8 protein-coding genes are annotated in these 6,230 nt (G+C 40.9%); 7 read left to right on the top strand and 1 reads right to left on the bottom strand.

Features of this window, described 5'->3' with window-relative positions; translation table 11 throughout:
- The 4 genes from QZN27_RS08650 to QZN27_RS08635 all read left to right on the top strand — a co-directional run.
- On the top strand, nucleotides 1–1,252 hold a 1,252-nt coding region (locus QZN27_RS08650; RefSeq protein ID WP_296786480.1), incomplete at its 5' end, for a helicase C-terminal domain-containing protein.
- Complete coding sequence (locus QZN27_RS08645) at nucleotides 1,245–2,150, top strand: SseB family protein (protein ID WP_296786477.1); 906 nt, start codon at nucleotides 1,245–1,247, stop codon at nucleotides 2,148–2,150. The genes QZN27_RS08650 and QZN27_RS08645, both read left to right, overlap by 8 nt.
- Nucleotides 2,151–2,405: 255 nt before the next feature.
- Nucleotides 2,406–2,975, top strand: coding sequence for a hypothetical protein (locus tag QZN27_RS08640; protein ID WP_296786474.1), 570 nt, complete (start codon nucleotides 2,406–2,408; stop codon nucleotides 2,973–2,975).
- Nucleotides 2,976–2,980: 5 nt separating this feature from the next.
- A complete protein-coding gene (locus QZN27_RS08635; RefSeq protein ID WP_296786471.1) occupies nucleotides 2,981–3,307 on the top strand; it encodes a zinc-ribbon domain-containing protein in 327 nt (108 codons plus the stop codon).
- Between the two features lie 12 nt (nucleotides 3,308–3,319).
- Here the strand turns inward: QZN27_RS08635 and QZN27_RS08630 are convergent, their stop codons facing one another.
- Nucleotides 3,320–4,699 carry a 2,3-diphosphoglycerate synthetase gene (locus tag QZN27_RS08630; protein WP_296786468.1) on the bottom strand — a complete coding sequence of 460 codons (1,380 nt, stop codon included), beginning with the start codon at nucleotides 4,697–4,699 and terminating at the stop codon, nucleotides 3,320–3,322.
- A 33-nt stretch (nucleotides 4,700–4,732) separates the two neighbouring features.
- Here QZN27_RS08630 and QZN27_RS08625 point away from each other — a divergent pair, with 33 nt between their 5' ends.
- From QZN27_RS08625 to QZN27_RS08615, 3 genes are all read left to right on the top strand, one after another.
- Entirely contained in the window at nucleotides 4,733–5,452 is a 720-nt protein-coding gene (locus tag QZN27_RS08625; protein ID WP_394346861.1) for a UPF0280 family protein, read from the top strand.
- 138 nt (nucleotides 5,453–5,590) lie between these two features.
- Entirely contained in the window at nucleotides 5,591–5,884 is a 294-nt protein-coding gene (locus QZN27_RS08620; RefSeq protein WP_296786463.1) for a UPF0058 family protein, read from the top strand.
- Between the two features lie 97 nt (nucleotides 5,885–5,981).
- Nucleotides 5,982–6,230: phosphosulfolactate synthase (locus QZN27_RS08615; protein WP_296786460.1), on the top strand; the 249-nt coding region annotated here is incomplete at its 3' end.

The following is a 6,230-nucleotide window of genomic DNA, read 5'->3' as shown; positions in this document are numbered from 1 at the left end:
TGAGGGCAAATGCATTGCAGGCGGGCAGTCCTGCGAAAACCCGAAAACAGACTGCGATTACTATATCCAAAAGCACAGGGCACTAAATTCAAACACCGTAATCTCAAACTACCATTACATGTTTCTGGAACTCAATTATGTTGGGGACTTCAAGAAAAGGCAGCTTCTGATTTGCGATGAGGCCCATAACCTTGAAAATGTCATAATGAGCCAGCTGAAGCTTGAGTTTTCACTAAGCGACCTTTCTAATTATCTCAAGCTCGACATAACCGACGGCATGCTTTATGAGCTTGAGAATGGGGATTATGATGTATGGCTCATGTTCATCCATGAGGTAAGGGAGAAATACCTCACTGAACTTGAGAGAATCAAGGATGTCCAGAAGCCCCAATTGACAGAAAAGATAGCATTCATCAAAAGGGAGATAAGCGACTGCAACCGTTTCATCGAAAACATCGCCTATGATCCGTACAGCTGGGTGTTCGACTACAATCCGGACTATGAGATTCTTGAATTCAAGCCCCTGAAGGTTGACAACTATGCCAAAAACACTCTCCTTGAATACGGTGAGGTCTGCATATTCATGAGCGCAACCATACTTGACTGGAAATTCTTTTCCAAATGCCTGGGAATAAGAGAGGATGAAATCTATGCGATAAGGAGAAAATCGCCATTCAATTTAAAGAGAAATCCTGTAATTTCTGTAGGCGGGTATAATCTCTCCCGCAAATTCATAAATGAAAATGCGCCGAAAACCGTTGATGTCATCAAATCCATTTTAGAAAAGCATAAAGATGACAAGGGAATCATACACACCGTCAGCACATCATGCAAGGACTTCCTAATTGATAATTTAAACGATCCGAGGCTTATGGAGCACAACACCCAAAACCGTGCAGACCAGCTTGAAAAGTTCAAAAGCTCAAAAGAACCGTTGGTCCTTGTTTCGCCGTCCATGAACGAGGGCGTTGATTTGCCGGGAGATTTATGCAGATTTCAGATAATCTACAAATTGCCCTATCCGGATTTGGGAGACAGACAGATTATGATGAGGGCAAATGCCGATGAGGAGTGGTATGACTACAAGACCTCCCTTGCTCTGGTCCAGACCTACGGAAGGGGAATGAGGTTTGAGGATGACCGCTGCGTGACATACTTCATAGATTCCAGAATATCCGAATATGTTGCAAATGACAGGTTCCTTCCGGATTCATTTAAATATCTTTTCAGACAAAATAACTTTGATGACTAACCACAAACACCTAAGGACAGTAATTGAAGATATATATTCAAACGGAAATGAGCTTACAAAGGATTTGACATTGAGGCTGATTCATGAGTTTCGATACTCAAACCTTTATATTCCTGCCAAAAGGGATGAATTCACCCTAAATTTCATAATCTATGAGGATGACAACGGATTGAAACTGACTCCGCTTTTCACAGACAAGGATGAGTTCAGGAAGTTCTTCAAGGATGAGGATGACATCGAGCTTATGCAGAATTCCTTTGAGCTCTACCAGAACGTCCTCAAGACAAGCGACATTGAAGGATATGTCCTCAATCCCGCAACCGAAAAGTATGTCTTCACCAAGGAATTCATTCTCGAAATCAGACACATCCCGAAAACCAACTTCTACTCCACAAGGGGCTATACGGTTGACGAGCTAAGGCAGCTTAAGGACACTCCGAATGATGAGCTTGAAAGATTCATTGAAAACCCGAATAACATTGGAGATTACGAGGCATTGTTTGAGCTCATGTCCCAATCAAGGCTTCTGACAATGATGGTGAGCGATGTTGATCTCTCCCCAAGGGCAAAGGACGGCGTCATCTCGATGATGGATTCAGGTCCTCTGGCGCAGATGTATATCGACAATGTCGGAGGAACCTATGCGACAATATTTTCAAGCGAGGAAAAAATAAGGAAAGTTGAAACAGACAAGTTCAGGTATTCCCAGGTTGTAAACCTTGCGATGCTTGTCAATTTCGTTCTTTCGGAAGACATGGAGGGTATAGTTCTAAATCCCAACACTGACAATGTCCTCATTCCAAGGGTAACGCTTCTCAAATATTCCATAGGCTTTGAGAAATTCGCCCACGACGAGAAGCTGTGCGATACAATCTATTATATGTTTCTTTTGTCCTGATTTCAAAATTTACTTTATCTTGTAATATTATATTTCAATTGCAATATTGTACTGGCTTTAAATGGCAAAATATATATTATATGAGGTTCATATTAGAATATGGGATTGTTGAGGCGCAATCCCATACTATTTGGTGATGGTTGTAAGGAACCTCATCGGCAATTTTGTGTGTACTATTTTTATTTCAAGAGTTTGATTATGCTGATGAGGGTCCTTCAAAAAATTTTAATAATCACTTTTTTTAAATAGATTATCATGTCTGAACTAGCTGAGTTAATAAGAATCAACAAGAATATCGAAAACCAGAATAGAGAAATCATTCGCCTTTTGAAGATAATCGCAGGTGAGGCCGACTTTGTGGACAAGTCCGGATATATAATCCCTGAATTCGAGGAACCCGAAGAGGTCTATCCCGATGCCGATTCATTCGAATCACTTCTTGACGTGACATGTGAAGTGGGAGATGTATATTTCATAGACGGGGACATCTACAAATTAACTGTCCAAAATAATGAAAAGGTGATTGATAATCTGATGGGTGGCGATGAAACTACTAATTTTAATATAGCAGAAATCGTATCTGATGAATCCATCAATAGGAATCAAAATATTGATGATGCTACAGTAATACTGACTGACTCAAGTAAGGGAAAGTTGCCCCAAACTTTGGAACTTTGCTACAGTCAGGATGCCAAAAAGGTGTTCATTCCATGGGATCAGGCAATGGAACTTTTGGGAGCGCCGGACACCCTTCAAAGGGTATTGAAGCTTAACTTCTACAAGTCAGAAGATGATTTGATTGAGAAACTGTTTAGTGAAGAGTGATTTCCATGACAAAATACTGTCCTGCATGCGGAGAGCAACTGATAGATGAAGCCAGATTCTGCAAAAACTGTGGGGCTGAGCTTAACGGACCTCAAACTAATGTAAACACTCATCAGCAGAATACTCAGCAGTTCATTGAGTCCAGCGAGAAAAGCCATACTCTGGCAATAATAGCAGGATATGCCATGGCAATTCTGATACCTTTAATCGGTTTGATAATATCTGTATATCTCCTGACAAGGGATTCATCAAATGCAAAAAAGCATGGGAGGTATGTGCTTATAGTTGCAGTGGTGATTTGGGTATTGTCAATACTTGCGGTATTGCGTTAAAAAAAGAAAAAGTTATGATGATTTGTTAAAATCATCAATAGCAGAGTCAACTAATTTTATTACGGATTCGGCCAAATCGGGGTATGAATCATTGATCGGCACAGGTATGTTGTCGCAGTAGACGACCTCAAGGCCATGTGCAATTGCATCCTTTGTTGCAACGTCAACTGCAGCCGCCTTAAGTTCAGTGAGCATTACATCGGCTTGGTCCATATATTTCTGCATGTCTTCACGTAGAAGTGGCCTGTTTGACAGGTGTGATGTGGTTCCGACAACCTCACAGTTGAAGTTTTCCTCAAGATAGGCCACCAGCTTGTCCTTCACCGCTTCGGGAGCTGTTGTTGCAAAGAGAACCTTCTTGCCTGAGATGTCATCAAGTGCCTTCGGCCTGAATACAGTTGAAATCACGGTTGCATCAGGATTTACCTCCGCTACAAACTCCTCGATTTCCTTAATCTTATCGGCAGAGCACATCGGCTCCTCACACATTGTAAGGATTATAAGGTCTCCAAGCCCTATTCTGTAGGGTCCGAAGTATGTGGTGAGGTTTTCAATAGGCTGGTTTGCACCGATTAATGCAATCTTCTTGTTTGTCTTGATCGGCGGTATTGCAGCTCCGCTTCCCTCAAATATTGCGAATTTTGAGTCAACCTCATTGGCAAGCCTTGCTCCCTTTTTCATGTTGGTCATGAAGACTTCGCCTGCCATTCCGCCGCCGCAGCGTCTGCATCCGATGGTTAAAATCCTGCTCATAAGGGCATCTTCCCAGTGGTCACTTGCTGCATGAACTCCCTTTTCTGACTGCTCAAGCAGGAATTCGGCATTGATTTCAAGCTTTTCGCCGTGGACTATTTCAGGCTCTTCAGGTCCGCCCCTTCCCATGGCGATTACGCATGGCTCATATCCGTTCTTGTCGATAAGCCTTGAAACGAAACCTGATACGGCAGTTTTACCTATCCTTTTTCCAGTTCCAAGAATGGTGATTGAAGGCTTTTCCATTATCTCATACTGTGTTGTGGGATTGAACTTGAAGTCAGGTCCTTCATATGTTATTCCCTCTCCAAGGACCCTGCAGGCAATCTTGAACCTTTTTGAATAGTCCAGTATCGGCTCGTCGCTCAAGTCAAAGACGGTATCTATATCGTATTCTCTAATCATTTCCACAATGATGTCATAGGGAATGTCCTTGTCCTTGGCAAACTGGACAGGTATGCCGAGCTTTTCTGAGTATGATTCGGCTGAATCGTCCCTGAGCTTTTCTGTTCCTCCTATGAATACTGCTCCTTTGATATCAATGTGTTCCAAATTGTTAAGTGTGTCTATTGCTTCTTGTGTGACTGGCAGATAGTGTTCACCGTCAACCAAACAGAGCATTTTAGTTAATGATTTCATAATAATAGTATAGTTTTAATAAATAAAAGTTTAATTATAATTATGGAAATAAACATCGGCGAAACCCACATCAGGCTGAGGAGCGATATAACCGACCATGATCTGGCCGGCCATATACATACTCTCAGGTCGGATTTGACATCATACATTGCCAGAAATCCAGATTTTCTTCACAGCTTCACACCTATTAGTGCTGACGATGAAAACTTGCCATTGATTGTGTCAAAAATGTATGAATCCTCAAATCTATGTGATGTCGGGCCAATGGCATGCGTTGCGGGAACCGTTTCCGAGATGGCTCTTGATTATCTGATTGCTTTGGACTCAAAAAATTCTATTGTAGAAAACGGCGGAGACATTGCACTTGTAAATGACAGGACAGTCCTTTGCGGAATATATTCAAACAATGAGATTCTGGGAAATGAGATTGCATTTAAAATCCCCGAAAGAAAATCTCCATTGGGAATATGCACATCATCAGGCAATATTGGCCATTCCATTAGCTTTGGCACATCCGATAGCGTTACCGTAATCTCTCCATCACCATCAGTTGCAGACGGCCTTGCAACAAGGATTGGCAATGACGTTAAGGGAATTGATGGTGAGGATAAGGTTTCAAATGCCGCTGAAACCGCCGAGGAATTCAGGCAACATTTCATGGGGGTTCTGATAATATGCGGCAATAGTGTGGCCACTGTCGGAAGGCTTCCAAAGATTGTCGAAACAGGTAAATTTGAAATTAATAAAATTTAAAGGCTGTTTGAATTTATATATTAAGTAATATATTTTTGAATGCAATATTTAAATATGATAATCATATAATATTATTGTATATAATTAAGGAGTTAATTTTTAACTAACTGAAATTAGTTAAATAAGGGTTAGATATCTATGTATAAGGACGAAATGATACAAATGCACCAATTTTTAGTATATGTTTTAAAATATTTAGCAGAAGATGACCAAATCAAAAACGACTGTAGCTGTAGTGAATATATCACCCTGAAAATAAGCCCTCATCATATTCATAAGACAAAAGCTGAGCACAAGCATGCAATATTTGTGCTGTGCAAGATTATTTCTCAAATCATCGCCGAAAGGGAGGACAACCCTATCCCTGAAAATGTCCGCAATTCACTTTCCGACCTTGTCAGAAGGTCCGAAGCTGAACTTCATGCGGAATAATCCTTTTTCTTTTTTTCTATTTTAGCAAAGTGTAAATATTATATATGACAATATAACTAACAACATTTTAAAGTAATTAAATAACACGTGTGATATTTTGAAATCCTTTGAATTTTTATCCAAAAAAAGAGAAGAAAAGCCAAGAGAATGTGGAATAACAATGGTTCTGGACAAGGGATTGGGCCTTGAAACCGCAGAAAGCCTCATGAACATATCAGGAGAATACGTCGACTACCTTAAGTTCGGCTGGGGAACATCCATCGTCCATGAGCAGGACATAATAAAAGCCAAGGTCCAGATGTATAAGGACCATGACATAACCCCATATACCGGAGGCACACTCTTC

Source organism: uncultured Methanobrevibacter sp. (genome assembly GCF_900316895.1).
Lineage (GTDB): Archaea > Methanobacteriota > Methanobacteria > Methanobacteriales > Methanobacteriaceae > Methanocatella.
The sequence above is the reverse complement of the archived record's forward strand: the minus strand, read 5'-3'. Positions and strand labels throughout refer to the sequence as shown.

Bases quoted from the DNA above. Each gene is read 5' to 3' on its own strand.
- QZN27_RS08640 (WP_296786474.1), top strand. From the start codon at position 2,406: ATGTCTGAACTAGCTGAGTTAATAAGAATCAACAAGAATATCGAAAAC.
- QZN27_RS08630 (WP_296786468.1), bottom strand. From the start codon at position 4,699: ATGAAATCATTAACTAAAATGCTCTGTTTGGTTGACGGTGAACACTAT.
- QZN27_RS08645 (WP_296786477.1), top strand. From the start codon at position 1,245: ATGACTAACCACAAACACCTAAGGACAGTAATTGAAGATATATATTCA.
- QZN27_RS08620 (WP_296786463.1), top strand. From the start codon at position 5,591: ATGTATAAGGACGAAATGATACAAATGCACCAATTTTTAGTATATGTT.
- QZN27_RS08635 (WP_296786471.1), top strand. From the start codon at position 2,981: ATGACAAAATACTGTCCTGCATGCGGAGAGCAACTGATAGATGAAGCC.